Here is a 17,714-nt window from a genome sequence, read left to right on the forward strand (position 1 = left end):
GGACAGGGGCGAGGCTCCCTCGCGGGCGCGAACCCGGGAGGGGTCAGGAGGCGCGCAGGCCCGAGCGGCGCAGGTCCCACAGCTCCTGGTCGGAGGTGCACACCCCGACCGCCCCGTGCCGCAGCGCCTCCACCACGTCCTCCGCGCTCCGCACGAACCCCGCCGCCAGGCACGGCACCCCGACGTCCCTGATCTGCCGCTCGACGTGCCGCAGCACCATGGCCGGCATGACCTGCACCAGGTCGGGCTGCGAACGGGTGATGGACTGCAGGCTGCGCCTCAGGTTGGACCGGTCGGTCACGAACACCTTCTGCATGGTCAGCAGCCCCAGCCCGGTGGCCCGCTCGATCATCGCCTGCCGGGTGGAGCAGACGCCGACGGCCCCGATCTGCTGAAGGTAGGCCAGCGCGCCGGGGTCGTGTCCCAGCCCGGGCGTCGAGTCGATGTTGACGAACCCGATCTTCCCGGCCTCCACCGTACGCCGGACCGTTGCCGCGAGGTCGCCGAGCGGGATCGAGGCCAGGATGCCGAGCGGAGTGGTGGCGGAGGCGGCGAAGCGCTCGGCCATCTCCACGCCCACCAGCGACGCCATGACGGGATGCTCGGCCAGCGCGGCGAGCAGGCGCGGGTCCAGTGGGCGCTTGTGGCGAGAGTTCACCGCATCCACCTTAGTGCGCCGTGTTTTCGAAGGGTCCGGGCAGGCCCAGCTTGCCGGGGTTCATGATGCCGCGCGGGTCGAGTGCCCGCTTGACCGCGAGCAGCGTGCCGTACCCCTCGCCGAGCGCGTCCCGCATGTACGGCGAGCGCAGCAGGCCGACTCCGTGGTGGTGGCTGATGGCGGCGCCGTGCTTGACGAGCACCCCGGCGGCGGCGTCCCAGGCGGCCCGGTACCAGTCCCGCCGCCGGTCGCGTTCGACGTCGCCGCGCAGCGAGAAGTACAGGCACGCGCCGTCGGAGTAGGCATGCGACTGGTGGGCGGAGGCGCGCAGCGTGCCGGGCACGGCCTCGATGGCCGCCACGACCTCGTCGTACAGGGTGGGCAGCGCGGCCCACGGCGCCGCGACCTCGCAGGTGTCGGAGACGAACCCGGGCCCCCTGACGAAGCCGTCGGCGGCCTTGCCGACGATCATCCGCTCGTCGAGCCAGCGGGCGAGGACGGCCTCGCCGTCCAGCGTCACCGAGGCGCGCTCGGCGCAGACCTCCTCCGCCACGGCCATGACGGCGTCGACCAGCACCGGGTCGCCCTCGTCCGCGATGAGCAGCAGGTTGGTGGCGGGCTCGCCGAAGTGGGTGCCGCTCTCGTGCGCGTCGTACAGACGCAGCGCGGCCGGGGTCGCCCCGCGCTGCAGGATCTCCCGGCAGGCGTCGAGCCCGGCGGCGAAGGTGTCGAACCCGTAGGCGACGCCCCTGGCGTAGTCGGGCAGCCGGTGGACGCGCAGGCGGAGCCGGGTGATGACGCCGAGCGTGCCCTCCGAGCCGATGAACAGTTGGCGCAGGTCGGGGCCGACGGCGGCGCGCGGGTAGGTGCCGTAGCCGGCCGTGGTGCCGTCGGGCAGCACGACGTCGAGCCCGACCACCATGTCCTCGATCTTGCCGTAGCGGGTGGAGAGCTGGCCGGCGCCACGGCAGGCGGCCCAGCCGCCGACGGTGGAGATGGCGAAGGCCGACGGCCAGTGCCCGGTGGTGGCGCCGTGGGTCTCCTGCAGCTCCTTCTCGAACAGGTCGCCGAACATGCCCGCCTGCACCTCGACGATCATCGATTCGGCGTCGAAGGACAGGATGCGGTTGAGCCGGCACACGTCCAGCACCACGCCGCCGAAGACGGGCAGCGCGGCGCCGAGCACGTTGCTGCGGCCGGCCGAGACGATCAGCGGGATGCGGTGCTCGTGGCAGATCCTGACCACGGCGGCGACCTGCTCCTCCTGGTCCACCTCGACCACGACCGCCTCTGGGGTGGCCGGGTTGCCGTCGGTCTCGCCGATGGAGGTGCCCGCCCACCAGTCACGGGTACGCAGGATCACCTCGTCGCGTTCGGTGTGGACGGCGGCGGCGACCGCGCGCAGCTCGGCCACCACGCTCTCCGGCACCGGCACGACCCGGTCCTGCAGGCTGGCCGGGCCCGTCCCGGGCGGGCAGTCGGCGGCCCAGCGCGGCGGGGTGGGCGCGCCGACCACGTAGTCGCCCCGGTTGAAGGGGTGGGTGACGGTCTGCCTGCTGATCATGAAAGTCCCTCCATCAGTACGCTCTTCTCGCGGTCCACGCCGCGCACGTAGTCCTCGAGCTGCCTGGCCACCTCGTCGTCGGACAGGCCCAGTTCGCGCTGGAGCAGCCTGCCCACCTCGGGCGCCGCCTTGACCGACAGGTCGCGGGCGAAGATCCGCATCCGGGTGCGCCGCGACAGCACGTCGTCGACGTTCCTGGCCAGCTCGTACCTGGCCGCGTAGACGACCTCGGCCCGCAGGTACTCGCTGCCCTCGATGAGCGGCTCCGCCAGCGACGGGTCCCCGGCGATCAGGTCGGCGACGAAGCGCGCCTCGGTGCCGTACCGTTCGCCCAGGTGGGCGCCGAGGCCGCCGGTGGCGGTGGTCGCCTCGGCGTCGTAGCCGGCGCCGCCGAGCAGCGAAAGTCTGGCGGTGCGGCAGCGAGCCTGGCGGCCGAGGACCTTCAGCGCCTGGTCGACCACCAGTTCGCCCATGTGCCTGCTGGTGGTGAGCTTGCCGCCGGTGACCGTGACCATGCCGAAGGCGTCGGTGGTGATCCGGTGGTCGCGGCTCATGTCGAGGGTGGCGCCCTCCTTGGCGCCGACCAGCGGGCGCAGCCCGGCCAGGGAGCCGACCACGTCGTCGGGGGTGAGCTCGGCGTCGAAGGCGGTGTTGGCGCCGTCGAGCAGGTAGCGCATCTCCTCGCGGGTGCAGAGCACCTCGTCGGGCGAGCCGTCGTAGTCGGTGTCGGTGGTGCCGATCACGACCACGTCGCCCCAGCGGGTGCAGGTCGCGCGGCGTGCCCGGCCGGGCACGGGTACGGTCACCGTGCCGTCGATCGGCAGCCGGGTCCACGGCACGACGATGTGCACGCCCTTGGCGGGGCGCACTCTCGGCCGGTGCGCCGGGTCCGACAGGGCGTCCAGGGTGTCGGTCCAGACGCCGGTGGCGTTGACGACCACGCCGGCGCGTACCTCGACCGTGCGGCCGTCCACCTCGACGCGGGCGCCGCGCACCCGCCCGCCCTCCTTGACCAGCTCGCGGCAGGTGGCGCCGTTGAGCACGGTGGCGCCGAAGTGGGCGGCGGTCCTGGCGATGGCCAGGGTGAGGCGGGCGTCGTCGGTGCGGCTGTCGTAGTAGAGCAGCCCGCCCTTGAGCCGGTCGGCGCGCAGCCGGGGAGCCCTGGCCAGGACCTCTGGCACGCTGAGCCGCTGGTGCAGCCGGCCGATGCGCCAGCCGCCCGCCAGGTCGTACGTCCAGAGCAGGCCCTCGAAGGCCTTGGCGACGCGCGCGTCGAACACGCCGTCCTGGGTGAGGATCGGCAGCACGAACGGCAGCCGCCTGACCAGGTGCGGCGCGTTGCGGCGGAAGCGCTGGCGCTCCAGCAGGGAGCGGCGCACCAGCGGCAGGTTGCCCTGCTCGATGTAGCGCAGGCCGCCGTGGACCATCTTGGAGGACTTGGAGGAGGTGCCCGAGGCGAAGTCGTCGCGTTCGACCAGCGCCACGCTCAGCCCGCGGGTGACGGCGTCGAGCGCGGCGTAGCAGCCGGTGATGCCGCCGCCGACGACGAGCACGTCCACCGGTCTGGCGGCCAGCCGGTCGATCTGTGCCTGGCGCTCCAGCCGCAGCGGGGTGCGCCGGATGGCGCTCCTGCTCTCCGATCTGGGCTTGCGTCCTGGAAGCCGGATCACGAGGGGGACTCCTCCTGTACGTACGAGATGTGCCGGGTGAGCAGGTCGCGCCAGCCGGCGCGGGCCTCCTCGCGGGCGGCGTCGGGCAGCGTGGGCTCGAAGACGGGGACGTCGCCGAGCCCGGCGAGGGCGGCGGGCAGGTCGGGCCAAAGTCCCGCGCGCACGCCGCCGAGGTAGGCGGCGCCGCGCAGGCTGGCGGTCTCGTTGGCGCGGGCGCGGCGCACGGGCCGCCCGATGAGGTCGGCCTGGCCGGCCATCAGCACGTCGCTGCTGGCCAGCCCGCCGCCGCAGAACAGGTCGGTGACCGGCGCGCCCAGCGCCCGCTCGACCCCGTCGAGCAGGTCGCACACCGAGTGCGCGATGCCCTCCAGCACGCCCCTGGCCAGCTCGGCCCTGGTGGTGGACAGGCTGAGGCCGGTCAGCGCGCCGGTGGCCTCGGGATCCCAGATCGGGGTACGCATCCCGGCCAGCGCGGGCAGGAAGCGTACCCGGCTGGGACCGGGATGCTCGCGGGCGAGCGCGGCCAGTTGCGCGGGCGAGTCGAACAGCCCGATCTCCTCGCACAGCCAGCGCACCGCGGAGCCGGTCGTGGCGGCGTAGCCCTCCAGGCTGAACACCGCCGAGCCGCGCGAGCGCCAGCCGACCAGCGTCAGCACGCCCGGCACCGCACGGTGGTGGGCGGGCGGCCGGTCGCCGGCGACGGCGTCCAGGAACGTTCCCGTGCCGTGCACGCACATGGCCTGGCCCGGCCGGTGCGCGCCGAGCGCGATCATCGCCGCGTGCTGGTCGCCCATCACCGACAGGATCGGCAGGCGGACGCCGAGCACGGAGGCGTCGGTGTGGCCGTAGTCGCCGTCCTCGTCGAGGATCTCCGGCAGCACCTCGCGCGGGCAGCCGAGGAAGTCCGCCCAGGGCTCGTACCAGCCGCCGGTACGCAGGTCGTAGGCGCCGGCGGCGACCGCGTTGGTGGCGGCCATGGCGTGCCGGACGCCGCCGGTGAGCCGCCACACCAGCCAGGTGTCGATCGACCCGAACGCCACGCGGCCCGCCTCGTACGCCCGGCGGACGGCCGGGTCGTCGCGGATGGCCTCGGCGGCCCAGAGCAGCGGGGCACGCGAGCCGACCGGCCGGCCGGTGTGCTCGACGAGGCGCGCGTCCCAGTCGGGCTCCCACGCGCGCAGCCGGGCGACGTAGCGCCGGTCCTGCCAGACGACGGCGGGGGTGAGCGGCTCGCCGGTGACGGTGTCCCACAGCAGGACGGTGGCGCGCTGGGTGGCGATCGACACGCCGGTGACCTCCACCCGCTCGGCCCGCGCCCACGCCAGCGCCTCCCGGCAGACCTCGGCGGTCTTGGTCCAGATCTCCGTGGCGTCCTGTTCGACCCGCAGGTGGTCGGGGGAACGGACCGAGATGGGCCGGTACGCGGGCGGGGCGGCGCTGCCGTCGTCCAGGACGACGGCGGCGCGGGTGCCCGTGGTGCCCTCGTCGACGCTGAGGACGCCGCGCCGGTGGTGGCCGGTCATCGGGACCCGGCTCCGGCCGGCAGCGCGATCTCCTCTTCCTCGAGGTTGATCCGCACGCGGGTGGGATCCCACTTGATCAGCAGGCAGGTGACGAGGCCGACCAGCGGCACCACCGACAGCACCATGAGGCTGGCGCCCACCCCGAGGCCCGCCTGGAGCTGCGGGAACAGGTACAGGCCCGCGACCGAGCCGAAGCTGCCCAGCATGCCGGTCACGCCGGTGCCCAGCGTGCGGAGGTCGCTGCGGTAGGAGAGCGCGGCGATCGACTTGCCGTTCGGGCCGGGACCGGCGGAGTGGAAGAAGATGAACAGCGCGGGCAGCAGCGCGGCCACCGCGATCGGGATCTGGCCGAACGTCGCGCCCATCACCAGCAGGGCCGCGAACACCACCGCGTAGCCGGTCATCGAGCTGACCCGCAGCCCGAGTCGGCGGCCCGCGTAGGCGGAAAGACAGCCGCCGACGATGCCGACCGCGTTGAACAGCATCGACCCGACCGTGGCCTTCTCGAACTCCCTGCCGAACAGCTCAAGGCTGATGACCGGCAGGTACCAGCCGACGGCGAAGTACTGCATGGCCTGGGTGAGGGAGATGACCGTGGACAGCACCGTGCGCGGCAGGTACGGCTTGCGGAACAGCACTCCCGCGTCGCGCATGCCCACCTGCCGGGCCTGACCCGCCGCGCTCGCGCCGTCCGGCGCGTCCTCCTGTACGGCGAAGCCGTACATGTGCCGCAGAGCGGTGGCGGACTCGCGCAGCCGGCCCTTGGCGGCCAGCCACGTCGGGCTCTCCACCAGGAACGAGAGCTGGAGGAGGAGCAGCGCCAGGGCGAAGGCGGCCGAGGAGCCGACCGACCAGCGCCAGATGTCCGCGCCCACGTCGAAACGGTAGAACAGGAGCGTGAGGAGCAGGTTCGTGGTGGTGGCCGTGTACCAGACGCCTTGCCAGAAGTTGAGCCTGCCCTTGAGCGAGGCGGGCGTGTACTCGGCCAGTAGCGCCATGGCGACGGCGAAGTCGATGCCGTAGGCGATGCCGACCAGCCCGCGCCCGGCGAAGACGGTCAGGAAGTCGGAGCCGGTCGCGGTGAGCAGCGCGCCGAGCCCGAAGATCACCTTGGTCATGAGCAGCGGCTTGACCCGGCCGATCCGCGCGGCCAGCCAGCCGCCGAACGGGTTGGAGATGATCGCGATGGCCGGGGCCATGGCGGTGAGCACGCCTACCTGGCCCGGCGTGAGGCCGAGCTGCTTGACCATGGGAGACAGGCCCGCGCCGAGGGCCGCGTTGGAGTAGGCGTCGAGGAACAGGCCCGCCAGGGCGAGGAACCAGATCCAGTTGGCCCTGCGGGGCAATCTCTTCAGGGTGTCGATGAGGTCGGCCGCGTCTCCGGCGTTGCGGATGCGCGTCGTTGCGGTGTTCACGGGGGCGTCACTCATGCCCAGCCGCCTTTCAGGGGGGTGTCGTCCCTTGCCAGCGGTCAGGAAATGACAAAAGCACAGACGAAGACCACTGACAGGGATGTCTTCGTCTGTGCCTGCCGATTAACCGGACAGTAGTTACCCGTTGTCCGAAATGTCAAGAAACGGCTGTCGCATACTCACGCGTGACTCATCTGAGCCCGTCGAAGAAGGCCGACAGGTCCTCGGCGAGCCGCTCGGGCGCCTCCATGGCCGGGAAGTGGCGGCCGCGCTCGTGCTCGACCCAGTGCACGTCGTCGGCGGGCTCCAGCAGGCGGCGTACGGTGGGGTCGGCGCCGAAGACCGAGTACCCCTGCGGCACGGTGGGCGGCGCGCCCCAGTCCGTGGCGTGGAACTGCTCGTACAGGAACCGGGCGGCCGACGGGCCGGTGCCGGTGAACCAGTAGATGCTGACGTTGGTGATCAACTGGTCGACGTCGATCGGCAGGTCGGTCCAGGCGTCGAAGCTCTCGGCGATCCACGCGAGCTGCAGCACGGGCGAGTCGGCCAGGCCGAAACCCAGCGTCAGCGGGCGCGTGTTCTGGATGGCCAGATACCCCGAGTCCTCCTTCCTGAACTCCTCCATGCGGTCCAGGGCCAGCTTGTCGACCTCGTCGTCCGGGTTCAGCTTCTGGGAGACCCAGGGCAGGAACGTCGCGGTGGCCGCGGCGGTGTACGGGTCGGTGACGACGTGGATGCCGGCCACGTGCTCGCCGTCCAGGGCGCCGACGGCCCCGGAGATCCCGGCGCCCACGTCGCCGCCGTGCACGCCGTACCGGTGGTGGCCGAGCGTGGCCATCAGCGACGCCCACGCCCGCGCGGTGCGGCCCATCGCCCAGCTCGGCTCGCGCACCGGGGCCGAGAAGCCGAACCCGGGCAGCGACGGGATGACCAGGTCGAAGCCGCGCTCCAACAGGAGCGGGATGAGCTTCTCGAACTCGGCGAACGAGCTCGGATAGCCGTGGGTCATCAGCAGCGGCAGCGCGTCCTCGCGGCCGGAGCGCACGTGCGCGTAGTGGACGCGCTGCCCGTCGATCTCCGCGACGAACTGCGGCAGCCGGTTCAGCCGCCGCTCGGCGGCCCGCCAGTCGTAGCCGTGCCGCCAGTACTCGGCCAGTTCCCTGACGCGCTCCAGGGCGATGCCGTGCCCCAGTCCCGGCATCGCCTCCGGCCAGCGGGTACGGCCGAGCCGCTCGGCAAGGTCGTCGACGGCGGCCTGCGGAATCTCGATATGGAACGTCTGAATGTGCGCGCTCATGGCTTTCTCCGTGGTGGATGGTGCGCGAGGGCCCCCGCCTGCTCGCATGAGAACCACCCTGCCCGAGCACGCCACGGCGCAATATCCAGGTTCCGCGTCCGGAATCGCGTATTTCGGATAGACAATCGGCTTCCGCTCATGGTGGCGAAACGGCAGGATGTGCGCCATCGGCATAAGGGGGGCCACGTGCTGGTCGATGAGATGCACGAACTGGTGACGCAGCACTTCGCGCCGCACCGGCTGCGGGTACGCGAGCTCAGCCCGGACGGCGCGCGCTACCGGCCGCTGCACCAGGGGGCGCTCACCACGCAGACGCTCGCCTACGGGGCGGAGATCAGCGTGAGCGTGCGCGACCTGGAGGAGTTCTACATCCACGTGCCGCTGCGCGGGCACGGCCGGCTGAGCGTGGGCAGGCGCGAGCTCTGCGCGCCGATCACCGTCATCGGCCCCGGCCAGCGGCCGGTCATGAACTGGAGCGTCGACCACGAGATCCTCATCGTCCGCGTGCCGCAGACCCAGGTCGAGCGGACGCTGGCGGACTATCTCAGCGGCCCGGCGCCGAGGGTGCCCGTCTTCGAGCCGGAGATCGGGCGCGACGGCCCGTTCGGGGGCGCGCTGCGCGGGCTGGCCGAGGGGACGCTGTCGTTCACGTCCTCGCCGCTGGCCGCCCACCACATGGAGCAGTTCCTCCTGCACACGATGGTCGCCTCGCACGCCGGCAACTTCGCCGCCGCCGTGGCCGCGCCCGCCCCGCCCGCGGGGCAGGCGGCCCTGCGGCGGGCCCGCCGCTACTGCGAGGACCACGCCGGGGAGCCGGTGTCGCTGCGCGACATCGCCGCGGCGGCCCGGGTCAGCGTACGCACCCTGCAGACGAGTTTCCGCGAGCACATGCAGACGACGCCCATGGCGTACCTGCGCGAGGTCCGTCTGGCCAGGGCGCACGCCGACCTGCGGGCGATCGCCGAGAGCGGCGCGTCCACGAGCGTGACGGACGTGGCGTTACGGTGGGGCTTCCCCCACCTGAGCCGCTTCGCCGCCCACTACCACCGCAGGTACGGCGAGCTGCCCTCCGCCACCCGCCGCACACCCTGAATTGGTACCCGATCCGGTGGCAGGATCGGCCCATAGCGGGAGTACCGATTCCGGTCAAGCTGAGGGCATGACCACGACAGCGACCCGCTTCGACGGCCGGCTCCTCACCCCCGGCGACCCCGGCTACGACACCGCTCGCACCGTCTGGAACGCGATGATCGACCGGCGGCCACGCCTGATCGTCCAGGCGGCGGGCGTGGCCGACGTCGTCGCCGCCGTGCGGCTGGCCCGCGACCTCGACCTGGAGATCGGCGTGCGCTGCGGCGGCCACAACGCCGCCGGGTTCGCCGTGCCCGAGGACGGACTCATGATCGACCTGACGCGCATGGGCGGCGTCCGGGTCGACCCGGTCCGCCGCCGCGCCCGGGTGCAGGGCGGCGCGCTGCTCGGCGCGCTGGACCGCGCCTCCCAGGCGTACGGCCTGGCCACCACCGCGGGCAACGTCTCCCACACCGGCGTCGGCGGGCTCACGCTCGGCGGCGGCATGGGCTGGCTGGCCCGCCAGTACGGCCTGGCCTGCGACAACGTCGTCTCCTACACGCTGGTCACCGCCGAGGGCGAGGTGGTGAAGGCCGGCCGCGCCGAGAACCCCGACCTGTTCTGGGGCCTGCGCGGCGGCGGGGGCAACTTCGGCGTCGTCACCGAGTTCGAGTTCGCCCTGCACCACGCCGGCACCCGGACGCTGGTCGCCGAGTTCGACTTCCGCGCCGAGGACGCCGTCCCGGTCATCGAGCGCTGGCGGGACCTGAACGCCGTCGCGCCCCGGCAGGCCACGTTCACCGCCGAGGTCGGCGGCGGGCCCCGCGGCCCGATCGCCACGCTGGGGTTCGTGTGGGTGGGCGATCCGGAGCAGGGCGCCCGGCTGCTTCCCGCGATTCGGGCGCTCGGGCGGCCGGTGGCCTCGCGCGTGACGACGCCGTCGTACCTGGAGCTGCAGCGACGCAACGACTCCACCGGCGGGCACGCCTACCGCCGCTACGCCAAGGGGCATTATCTGCGGAGCTTCCCTGCTTCGGCGATCGAGGCGTTCCTGCTGCGCGGCGGGGCCGACCTGAGCGACAGCCCGTACCTGCCGGGAGTCGATCTCCAGGCGCACGGCGGCGCGATCGACGACGTGCCGCAGGCGGACGCGGCCTTCAGCCACCGGGGCACGATGTTCGAGTTCGGCGCCGGGTGCCGGTGGAGCGACGCGGCCGAGGACGCCGCCAGGATGGAGGCCGCCCGCGCGGCGGGGGCGGCGCTGGAGCCGTACGCGAGCGGGGTGTACGTCAACATGCTGGCCGCCGACGAACTGGCCGAGGGGAGGCGTGGGGTGCGGCGGGCGTACACGGCCGGGAAGCTGGCCCGGCTGACCGCGGTGAAGACCGCCTACGACCCCGAGAACGTGTTCCACCTCAACCAGAACATCCGCCCGGCGCGCTGATCAGCCCCGGCGCACCTCGCCGACGGCCCGGACCGGCAGCGCGACCCCCTCAGCCCCGGCGCACCTCGCCAATGGCCCGCGCCAGCAGCGCGACCCCCTCGGCGACGGCGCGCTCGCCGAGGCTGCCGTAGCCGAAGATGAGGCCGCCGGGGCCCGGGCCACCGATGCGGTACGGGCCGACGCCGTTGATGGCCAGCCCGTGCCGGGCGGCGGCCGTCACCACCTCCGCCTCGTCGAGGTCGGGCGGGAGCCAGGCGACCACGTGCTGCCCGGCGGCGACGCCCGCGGGCTCCAGGTCGGGCAGGTGGACGCGCAGGGCCGACAGCAGCGCGTCGCGGCGGCGCCGGTAGACGGGGCGCATCCGGCGCAGATGCCGGTCGAACTCGCCGCGGGCGAGGAAGTCGGCGAAGGTCAACTGGTCGATGACCGGCGAACCGCGGTCGGCCAGCAGCTTCGCCTCGGCGAGGTCGCCGACCAGCCGGGGTGGCGGCACCAGCCAGCCGAGCCGCAGGCCGGGGGCGAGCGTCTTGCTGGCCGTACCGCAGTAGACGACGTGGTCGGGGGCCAGCCCCTGAAGGGCGCCGACGGGCGCGCGGTCGTAGCGGTACTCGGCGTCGTAGTCGTCCTCGACCACGATCGCGCCCCGCCGCCGCGCCCAGCGGATCACCTCCGCTCTGGCCGAGGCCGGGAGCACTCCCCCGGTCGGCCACTGGTGCGACGGCGTCAGCACGAGCGCGTCGGCGTCGGTGCCGTGGAGCTCGCCGACCTCGATGCCGTCCCGGCCCACCGGGACGCCGACCACCTCCAGTCCTGCGGCGCGGGCCAGCACCCGGACGTCGTCGTCGGCGGAGGGGTCCTCCACGGCGATCCGCCTGGCGCCGTGCCGGGCGAGGACCTGGATCAGCAGTGCGACGCCCTGGCCGTAGCCGTTGCAGATCACCACGTCGCCGGGGGCGGCCGAGGTGCCGCGTACCCGGTTGAGGTAGTCGCACAGGGCCTCGTGCAGTTCCGGCACGCCCCGCCCGTCGAGGTAGACGAAGCGGTCGTTGGGCGCGGTGGTGAGCACGGTGCGGACCGAGCGCAGCCAGGCGGCCCTGGGGAACTGCGACACGTCGGTGCGCCCGTAGCCGAAGTCGACCCGGCGCGCGGGCGGTCCCGCCGGGGCGGCGGCGGGGAGCGTGGCGGGCGGCGGCAACGCGGCGGCGACCTGCGTGTAGCCGCCGGAGCGGCTGACGAGGTAGCCCTCGGCGACGAGTTGCTGGTAGGCCTCCACGACCACCCCGCGGGAGACGCCGAGGCAGGTCGCGAGGGTGCGGGTGGGCGGCAGCGACGCGCCCTGCCGCAGCCGGCCGGCCCGGATGCCGGAGCGGATGGACGCCTCGATCTGGCGGTGCAGCGCTACGCCCGCCTCGCGGTCCAGCTCGATGAGCAGGTCCTCGGCGGGCCCGGAACCGGTCCTCGAACGCCCCACAGGATCGGACCCTATCGGCGTGCGCGGCATCCTGCCAGGGTTGCCTCCACGCAACCCCCGACCTGCGACGCGGCCCGAATTCCTGGTGGGGGTTGACCTTGCCCCTGGGGCAAGGTCGCACGATGTTCCACATGAGCAACGACACCGCACTGCGCACCGTTGAGACCCAGCTCCGCGAGCAGGCCGCCGCCTACTGCGAGTCCAACCACGTTCCCGGCTTCGTCGCCGGTGTCTACCAGGCCGGCGAGCAGACCGTCGTCGCCCACGGCACCGCCAACCTCACCACCGGCGCCCCGATGCTGCCGGAGACCGGGTTCCTCTACGGCTCGGTCACCAAGGTCCTGACCACCACCCTGGTCCTGCAGCAGGTCGAGCGCGGCCGGCTGGACCTGGACGCGCCGGTGGTGCGCTACCTGCCCGAGTTCGCCCTGGCCGTGCCGGGCGCGGCGGAGAAGATCCTGGTCCGCCACCTGATCGGGCACACCAACGGCATCGACGCCGACCTGTACTTCCCGGGTGACAAGGGTGACGGCGCGCTGAAGGCGTACGTCGAGGGGCTGGCGTCCGTCAGCGGCACCCTGTTCGAGCCGGGCGAGCAGCTCAGCTACTCCAACGGCGGCATGATCGTCGCGGGCCGGCTGCTGGAGGTGGTGACCGGGCTGTCCTTCCACGACCTGCTGGCCCGCGACGTCTACGCGGCCGTCGGCATGCCGGGCTCCAGCACCTCCGCCGAGCAGGCCATCCTGCGCAGCACGGCGATCGGCCACTTCCTGGACGTGGAGACCATGGCGGCCAGGCCCACGAACATGTTCACCCTGCCCGACACCTGGGGACCCGCCGGCGGCACGCCGATCGGCACCGTCGCCGACCTGCTCGCCTTCGGCCGCACCCACCTCGCGGGCGGCGTCTCCCCCTCGGGTACGCGCGTCCTGTCGGCCGAGTCGGCCGCGCTGATGCGGCAGGTCTCCTACGACATGGACAGCCCCAACACGCCGCCGATCGGCCTGGGCTGGGTCCTCTACCCGTTCGGTGACACGACCGTCCTGGCCATGTCGGGCGCCTCGCCCGGCGGCGTCTCGCTCCTGTGCGTGCTGCCCGAGCACGACCTGGTCTTCGCCGCCTACGGCAACAACCCGGACGCGATCATGCTGCAGGACCAGATGCTGCAGTGGCTGCTCACCGAGCACCTCGGCGTCACGATCCCCCAGCTGATCACGGAGAAGGAGGAGGACGTCGACCTCACCCCCTACGTGGGCACCTACCGCTCCAACCAGCTCCGCATCGACGTCACCATCGTGGACGGCCAGCTCGAGGAGCGCACGACCTACGAGCCGGCCGACGCGGACCAGGAGCGCATCTTCACCGAGTTCGCCGGCGGGACGACCGCCGCCCCGCCGCAGCGGTACGTGCCGATCAGGCCCGGCCTGTTCGCGCCCGCCGGGTTCCCGGAGGAGGCGTTCGACGGATACCTGCGGCTGCTGCTCGTCTCCTACCACGACGTTCGCGACGGCCAGGCCCGCTTCCGCAACGGCGGCGGCCGGATGACCCGCCGCGCCTGACGCGCCACGCCGAGGTGGAAGGATGTGCGGCATGCTCACGATCGGCCAGCTCGCGGACTATGCGGGAGTGACCACCAAGGCCATCCGCCACTACCACGAGCGCGGTCTGCTCGCCGAGCCGGACCGCGACTCCTCCGGCTACCGCCGCTACACCGCGGCGCACGCCATCAAGCTCGTGAAGATCAGGACGCTCGCGCACGCGGGCGTCCCGCTGGCCCGCGTCAAGGAGCTGCTCGACGCCGACCCGGCGACGTTCTCCGCGGCGGTCTGCGAGATCGACCACGACCTGCGCGGACGCATCGCGCAGCTCCGCAAGACCCGCGAGCAGCTCGGCCAGCTCACTGGCGGCGACCGGCTGTTCGTCTCCCCCGAGGTCGCCGACTTCCTCGACGACCTGCGCGAGCTCGGCGTCAGCGAGCGGGCGATCCGGGTGGAGCGTGACGGCTGGATCCTCATGGTGATGGCCTCGCCCGAGGACGCCGCGGTGTGGATCGAGGAGAAGCGCGAGCACCTGACCGACCCCGGGTTCCGCGCCCTCTATCTCGACCACGACGCCGCCTACGACTGGTCGCCGGACGATCCCCGCCTGCCCGGGCTCGCCGAGCGTACCCGGACGTGGTTCGCCGAGCACCCGGGCCGGTCGGAGACGCGCCCGGTCGCCAGCCCCGAGATCGCGGAGCTCGCCGCGCGCTCCCAGCCCGAGGCGACCTCGCCGGCGTGGGAACGGCTGGCCCGGCTCATGGCGGAGTAGCACGCCCGGCTCCGCTGTCACAGATCCGGTGCTCGCCCTGTCATAGCTGGCGAACCGCTTCGGGCGGTCCGCGCGCTGACGGGCGGATCGTCCGAGGTCTGGACGGAGGAGCAGAGACATGAACCACTACATTCTGGAGCCGGCGGCTCAGGAGCTCGCGGACGCGACCTCCAAGCCCCCGTTCCTGTACGAACTGGGCGCCGAGGGCGCCCGCAAGGTGCTCGACGACCTCCAGGCCGCCCCGATCGCCAAGCCGGACGCGGACGAGAAGTGGATCACCGTGCCGGCCGAGGTCGGCGACGTGCGCGTGCGCATCGTCAAGCCCGCGGGGACGACCGGAACGCTGCCCGTCGTGCTCTACATGCACGGCGGCGGCTGGGTCCTCGGCAACGCGGGCACCCACGACCGCCTCGTGCGCGAGCTCGCGGTGGGCGCGGGAGCGGCGCTGGTGTTCGTCGAGTACGACAGGTCCCCCGAGGCCCGCTACCCGGTGGCCATCGAGCAGGGCTACGCCACGGCCCAGTGGATCACCAGGGACGGCGCGTCCGAGGGGCTGGACGCCTCGCGGCTCGCGGTCGCCGGGGACTCGGTCGGCGGCAACATGACCGCCGCGCTGACCCTGATGGCCAAGCGGCGCGGTGACGTCACCTTCGTCCACCAGTCGCTGTACTACCCGGTCACCGACGCCGGCCAGGACACCGGCAGCTATCGAGAGTTCGCCGACGGCCCCTTCCTGAGCGCCAAGGGCATGGCCTGGTTCTGGGACGCCTACACCACCGACCCGGCCCAGCGCGCCGAGATCACCGCCTCCCCGCTGCGCGCCACCCTGGACGACCTCGCCGGCCTGCCGCCCGCGTTCGTCATCGTCGACGAGAACGACGTGCTGCGCGACGAGGGCGAGGCGTACGCCCGCAAGCTCACCGAGGCGGGCGTGCCCACCACCAGCGTCCGTTACAACGGCACCATGCACGACTTCATGATGCTCAACCCGCTCGCCGGCTCCCGGGCCACGCGCGGAGCCACCGCCCAGGCGATCGGCGTGCTCAAGCACGTCCTCAACGCGGGAGAGGCGCAGTCGTGACAGAACGGCCCGTCATCGTCCTGGTCCACGGCGCCTTCGCCGAGTCGGCCAGTTGGAACCGCGTCATCGAGCGCCTGCACGGGGACGGGCTGACCGCCGTCGCCGTGGCCAATCCGCTGCGCAGCGTGGAGGGCGACGCCGCGTACGTGCGTGATGTCGTCGCCGCCATCGGCCGCCCGGTCGTCCTCGTCGGGCACTCCTACGGCGGCATGGTGATCACGCGGGCCGCCGCGGGCGATCCGGCCGTGCGCGCCCTCGTCTACGTGGGTGCCTTCGCCCCGGACCGGGGGGAGAGCGCGCTGCTGCTGTCGGGCAAGTTCGAGGGCAGCACGCTGGGCGAGGCGCTGGAGGCGTACCCGGTGTCGCCGGGCGGCACCGAGTTCCGCATCGCCCCCGGCAAGTTCCACCACCAGTTCTGCGCCGACGTCGACGCCGGAGAGGCCGCACTCATGGCCGCGACCCAGCGGCCGGTGACCGAGAAGGCGCTGACCGACGAGCTGGCGGCCGGCGAACCGGCCTGGCGTACCACGCCTTCCTGGTTCGTCCACGGCGAGCGCGACCTCAACATCCCGGCCGCCGCGCTGCGTTTCATGGCCGAGCGCGCGGGCTCGCGCGGGACCAACGAGGTCGCCGGCGGCTCCCACGCGGTCGCCGTCTCGCAGCCCGACGCGGTGGCCGCCACCGTGCTCGACGCCGCGGCCCACGCGGATCCGCCGGGGTGAGGTCCGCCCGGTCGAGTCCGCCGACCGGCTGGGCCGTGCGCGTGATCGGGCTCGACCGCTGGACGCCGCCGCAGCGACCGGAGGAGGTCGCCGCCCTGCTCGAACAGCACAGGCGGCGCGACCCAGCCTGACGCGGCAGGCGCGCCGGAGGCGGGGAACCCGGATCGGTTCCCCGCCTCCGGCATGTCCTTCAGCAGGCCAATGGTTTTGAACGAGCCGCGTTCCTCAGCAGTCGCTAAGCATGGGCTTTAGTCAAGCGTGGGCTTCAGCAGGGCGGGTGCTTCGGCGGGCTAGATCTTCAGCGCGGTGGTGAACAGGAAGGCGCAGTCCTCCACGGCCTCCACCCGGTGGCGGCGGTCCGGCATCACCAGCAGGTCTCCGGGCATCGCGTCCCAGGAGTGCGGGCCGGCGACGAGGCGTACCCGGCCGTGCAGCACGTGGACCGTGACCTCGCCGGGATGCTCGTGCTCGTGCATGTGCTCGCCCTTGCGCAGGGCCATCACGGTCTGCCGCAGCGAACGGTCGTGTCCCCCGTGGACGGTGCTGGCCCCGCGGCCGCTGCCGGCCTGGCGGGCGCGCGTGAGCACCTCTCCGGCGAGCGCGGTCAGCGACACCTTGGTCATGACCGCGGCGCCCGTCTCCCGTGCCCGTGCCCGGGGCCGGGGCCGGGCGGTGGGCAGGGCCTGCCGGGGTTCTCGAGGCGGTACGCGTGGTCGGTGGTGCTCATCGGGGCGTCCTCCGCGACTCGTCGGCCGGCTCGGATCCGGCCGTGCACCAGCTCAGACCGGGTAGCGCGACGATCCGTGACAGCACTCGACCGGCCCGTGGGAGGTCGTCTCCTCACCGCGTGCTTCCGGGGCGCGCGGACGAAACAGCAGGTCCGCGCGCCCCGGAAGCCCCGTGTGAAGGTCAGCGTACGGCCCTGGCCGCGGTGGCGCGCGGCTTGGCGGTGGCGGCGGCGCTGGTGGCCGCGCGGCGCTTGGGCGCGGCGATGCGGAAGATCGCGCCGCGGTGGTCGTACTCCTCGGCGCCCTCGTCGTCGAACCAGCGACCGCCGTCGGCCAGGTAGCGGAAGGCGAACGCCTCGCCCTGCGGCACTGCCACCGCCACCCTGTAGTGACCGTCGTCGCCCAGCCGCATCGGGTGTGCGAGCGGGTCCCAGCCGTTGAAGTCGCCGACGACCGACACCGGGCCGGCCTCCCGGGGGAGGGTGAACTGAACCTCCACCTGTCCCTTGCTGTTGGGCTTGCTGCTGGTGAACATTTTCTCCCCCGAGTTTGTCGATTGCGCGGTGAGCCATACCCCGGCTCCGGCCCGGAAACGGGCGATCTTCATAGTTTTTAGGGTTTACGCGAGAATTCCACCCCGAAAAGAGCGCTGTCCTTCTTCTCGACCCGCCGGCGGGCGCCTTGGCTGCCGACGACGACGATGCCGTTGTCGGTGACGGTGTAGAGCTCGCGGTCGAGGTCGGGGTCGAAGCCGATTCTGGCG

16 protein-coding genes are annotated in these 17,714 nt (G+C 73.0%); 7 read left to right on the top strand and 9 right to left on the bottom strand.

All coding sequences use genetic code 11. The annotated features are described in order from the left end of the window. Nucleotides 1-43 precede the first annotated feature (43 nt). The 6 genes from ACIBEJ_RS08455 to ACIBEJ_RS08480 form a co-directional block, all read right to left on the bottom strand. The gene (locus tag ACIBEJ_RS08455) at nt 44-658 is read right to left on the bottom strand and encodes a glycerol-3-phosphate responsive antiterminator (RefSeq protein WP_397181964.1); all 615 of its coding nucleotides are present in this window, start codon (nt 656-658) and stop codon (nt 44-46) included. Nucleotides 659-668: 10 nt separating this feature from the next. Next, nucleotides 669-2,222, bottom strand: coding sequence for an FAD-binding oxidoreductase (locus tag ACIBEJ_RS08460; protein WP_397181965.1), 1,554 nt, complete (start codon nt 2,220-2,222; stop codon nt 669-671). Continuing rightward, nucleotides 2,219-3,892 carry an FAD-dependent oxidoreductase gene (locus ACIBEJ_RS08465; protein WP_397181966.1) on the bottom strand — a complete coding sequence of 558 codons (1,674 nt, stop codon included), beginning with the start codon at nt 3,890-3,892 and terminating at the stop codon, nt 2,219-2,221. The genes ACIBEJ_RS08460 and ACIBEJ_RS08465 overlap by 4 nt, the downstream gene beginning before the upstream one ends. Next, the gene (locus ACIBEJ_RS08470) at nt 3,889-5,415 is read right to left on the bottom strand and encodes an FGGY family carbohydrate kinase (protein WP_397181967.1); all 1,527 of its coding nucleotides are present in this window, start codon (nt 5,413-5,415) and stop codon (nt 3,889-3,891) included. The genes ACIBEJ_RS08465 and ACIBEJ_RS08470 overlap by 4 nt, the downstream gene beginning before the upstream one ends. Continuing rightward, entirely contained in the window at nt 5,412-6,845 is a 1,434-nt protein-coding gene (locus tag ACIBEJ_RS08475) for an MFS transporter (RefSeq protein WP_397181968.1), read from the bottom strand. The genes ACIBEJ_RS08470 and ACIBEJ_RS08475 overlap by 4 nt, the downstream gene beginning before the upstream one ends. Nucleotides 6,846-7,017: 172 nt before the next feature. After that, nucleotides 7,018-8,124 (bottom strand): epoxide hydrolase family protein, encoded by a 1,107-nt coding sequence (locus tag ACIBEJ_RS08480; RefSeq protein WP_397181969.1) that lies wholly within the window; start codon nt 8,122-8,124, stop codon nt 7,018-7,020. 186 nt (nt 8,125-8,310) lie between these two features. Between ACIBEJ_RS08480 and ACIBEJ_RS08485 the strand changes: the two genes are divergently transcribed. Then, nucleotides 8,311-9,216 (top strand): AraC family transcriptional regulator, encoded by a 906-nt coding sequence (locus tag ACIBEJ_RS08485; protein WP_397181970.1) that lies wholly within the window; start codon nt 8,311-8,313, stop codon nt 9,214-9,216. Between the two features lie 67 nt (nt 9,217-9,283). Further along, nucleotides 9,284-10,639: an FAD-binding oxidoreductase gene (locus tag ACIBEJ_RS08490; protein ID WP_397181971.1), complete on the top strand. Its 1,356-nt coding sequence runs from the start codon at nt 9,284-9,286 to the stop codon at nt 10,637-10,639. A 49-nt stretch (nt 10,640-10,688) separates the two neighbouring features. On the opposite strand, the gene ACIBEJ_RS08495 is transcribed toward ACIBEJ_RS08490, so the two are convergent. Then, a complete protein-coding gene (locus ACIBEJ_RS08495; RefSeq protein WP_397181972.1) occupies nt 10,689-12,110 on the bottom strand; it encodes a PLP-dependent aminotransferase family protein in 1,422 nt (473 codons plus the stop codon). Nucleotides 12,111-12,241: 131 nt separating this feature from the next. On the opposite strand from ACIBEJ_RS08495, the gene ACIBEJ_RS08500 reads away from it, so the two are divergent. The 5 genes from ACIBEJ_RS08500 (at nt 12,242) to ACIBEJ_RS08520 (ending at nt 16,354) form a co-directional block, all read left to right on the top strand. Next, nucleotides 12,242-13,669 carry a serine hydrolase domain-containing protein gene (locus ACIBEJ_RS08500; RefSeq protein ID WP_397181973.1) on the top strand — a complete coding sequence of 476 codons (1,428 nt, stop codon included), beginning with the start codon at nt 12,242-12,244 and terminating at the stop codon, nt 13,667-13,669. A gap of 31 nt (nt 13,670-13,700) precedes the next feature. Then, entirely contained in the window at nt 13,701-14,420 is a 720-nt protein-coding gene (locus tag ACIBEJ_RS08505; protein ID WP_397181974.1) for a MerR family transcriptional regulator, read from the top strand. Between the two features lie 118 nt (nt 14,421-14,538). Next, on the top strand, nt 14,539-15,501 hold the full coding sequence (locus ACIBEJ_RS08510) for an alpha/beta hydrolase (RefSeq protein ID WP_397181975.1): 963 nt from the start codon (nt 14,539-14,541) through the stop codon (nt 15,499-15,501). Further along, the gene (locus tag ACIBEJ_RS08515) at nt 15,498-16,223 is read left to right on the top strand and encodes an alpha/beta fold hydrolase (RefSeq protein WP_397181976.1); all 726 of its coding nucleotides are present in this window, start codon (nt 15,498-15,500) and stop codon (nt 16,221-16,223) included. The genes ACIBEJ_RS08510 and ACIBEJ_RS08515 overlap by 4 nt, the downstream gene beginning before the upstream one ends. Next, the gene (locus ACIBEJ_RS08520; RefSeq protein ID WP_397181977.1) at nt 16,220-16,354 is read left to right on the top strand and encodes a hypothetical protein; all 135 of its coding nucleotides are present in this window, start codon (nt 16,220-16,222) and stop codon (nt 16,352-16,354) included. The genes ACIBEJ_RS08515 and ACIBEJ_RS08520 overlap by 4 nt, the downstream gene beginning before the upstream one ends. Nucleotides 16,355-16,513: 159 nt before the next feature. On the opposite strand, the gene ACIBEJ_RS08525 is transcribed toward ACIBEJ_RS08520, so the two are convergent. Together ACIBEJ_RS08525 and ACIBEJ_RS08530 are read right to left on the bottom strand one after the other, a co-directional pair. Then, on the bottom strand, nt 16,514-16,846 hold the full coding sequence (locus ACIBEJ_RS08525; protein WP_397181978.1) for a LuxR family transcriptional regulator: 333 nt from the start codon (nt 16,844-16,846) through the stop codon (nt 16,514-16,516). Between the two features lie 286 nt (nt 16,847-17,132). Continuing rightward, on the bottom strand, nt 17,133-17,486 hold the full coding sequence (locus ACIBEJ_RS08530) for an isoamylase early set domain-containing protein (protein WP_397181979.1): 354 nt from the start codon (nt 17,484-17,486) through the stop codon (nt 17,133-17,135). Nucleotides 17,487-17,714 lie beyond the last annotated feature (228 nt).

The sequence above is a fragment of the Nonomuraea sp. NPDC050790 genome, assembly GCF_044456745.1.
GTDB lineage: Bacteria > Actinomycetota > Actinomycetes > Streptosporangiales > Streptosporangiaceae > Nonomuraea.

Excerpts from the sequence above, each read along its gene's own strand:
- ACIBEJ_RS08460 (WP_397181965.1), bottom strand. The coding sequence starts at position 2,222 with ATGATCAGCAGGCAGACCGTCACCCACCCCTTCAACCGGGGCGACTAC.
- ACIBEJ_RS08470 (WP_397181967.1), bottom strand. The coding sequence starts at position 5,415 with ATGACCGGCCACCACCGGCGCGGCGTCCTCAGCGTCGACGAGGGCACC.
- ACIBEJ_RS08475 (WP_397181968.1), bottom strand. The coding sequence starts at position 6,845 with ATGAGTGACGCCCCCGTGAACACCGCAACGACGCGCATCCGCAACGCC.
- ACIBEJ_RS08480 (WP_397181969.1), bottom strand. The coding sequence starts at position 8,124 with ATGAGCGCGCACATTCAGACGTTCCATATCGAGATTCCGCAGGCCGCC.
- ACIBEJ_RS08490 (WP_397181971.1), top strand. The coding sequence starts at position 9,284 with ATGACCACGACAGCGACCCGCTTCGACGGCCGGCTCCTCACCCCCGGC.
- ACIBEJ_RS08500 (WP_397181973.1), top strand. The coding sequence starts at position 12,242 with ATGAGCAACGACACCGCACTGCGCACCGTTGAGACCCAGCTCCGCGAG.
- ACIBEJ_RS08505 (WP_397181974.1), top strand. The coding sequence starts at position 13,701 with ATGCTCACGATCGGCCAGCTCGCGGACTATGCGGGAGTGACCACCAAG.
- ACIBEJ_RS08510 (WP_397181975.1), top strand. The coding sequence starts at position 14,539 with ATGAACCACTACATTCTGGAGCCGGCGGCTCAGGAGCTCGCGGACGCG.
- ACIBEJ_RS08525 (WP_397181978.1), bottom strand. The coding sequence starts at position 16,846 with ATGACCAAGGTGTCGCTGACCGCGCTCGCCGGAGAGGTGCTCACGCGC.
- ACIBEJ_RS08530 (WP_397181979.1), bottom strand. The coding sequence starts at position 17,486 with ATGTTCACCAGCAGCAAGCCCAACAGCAAGGGACAGGTGGAGGTTCAG.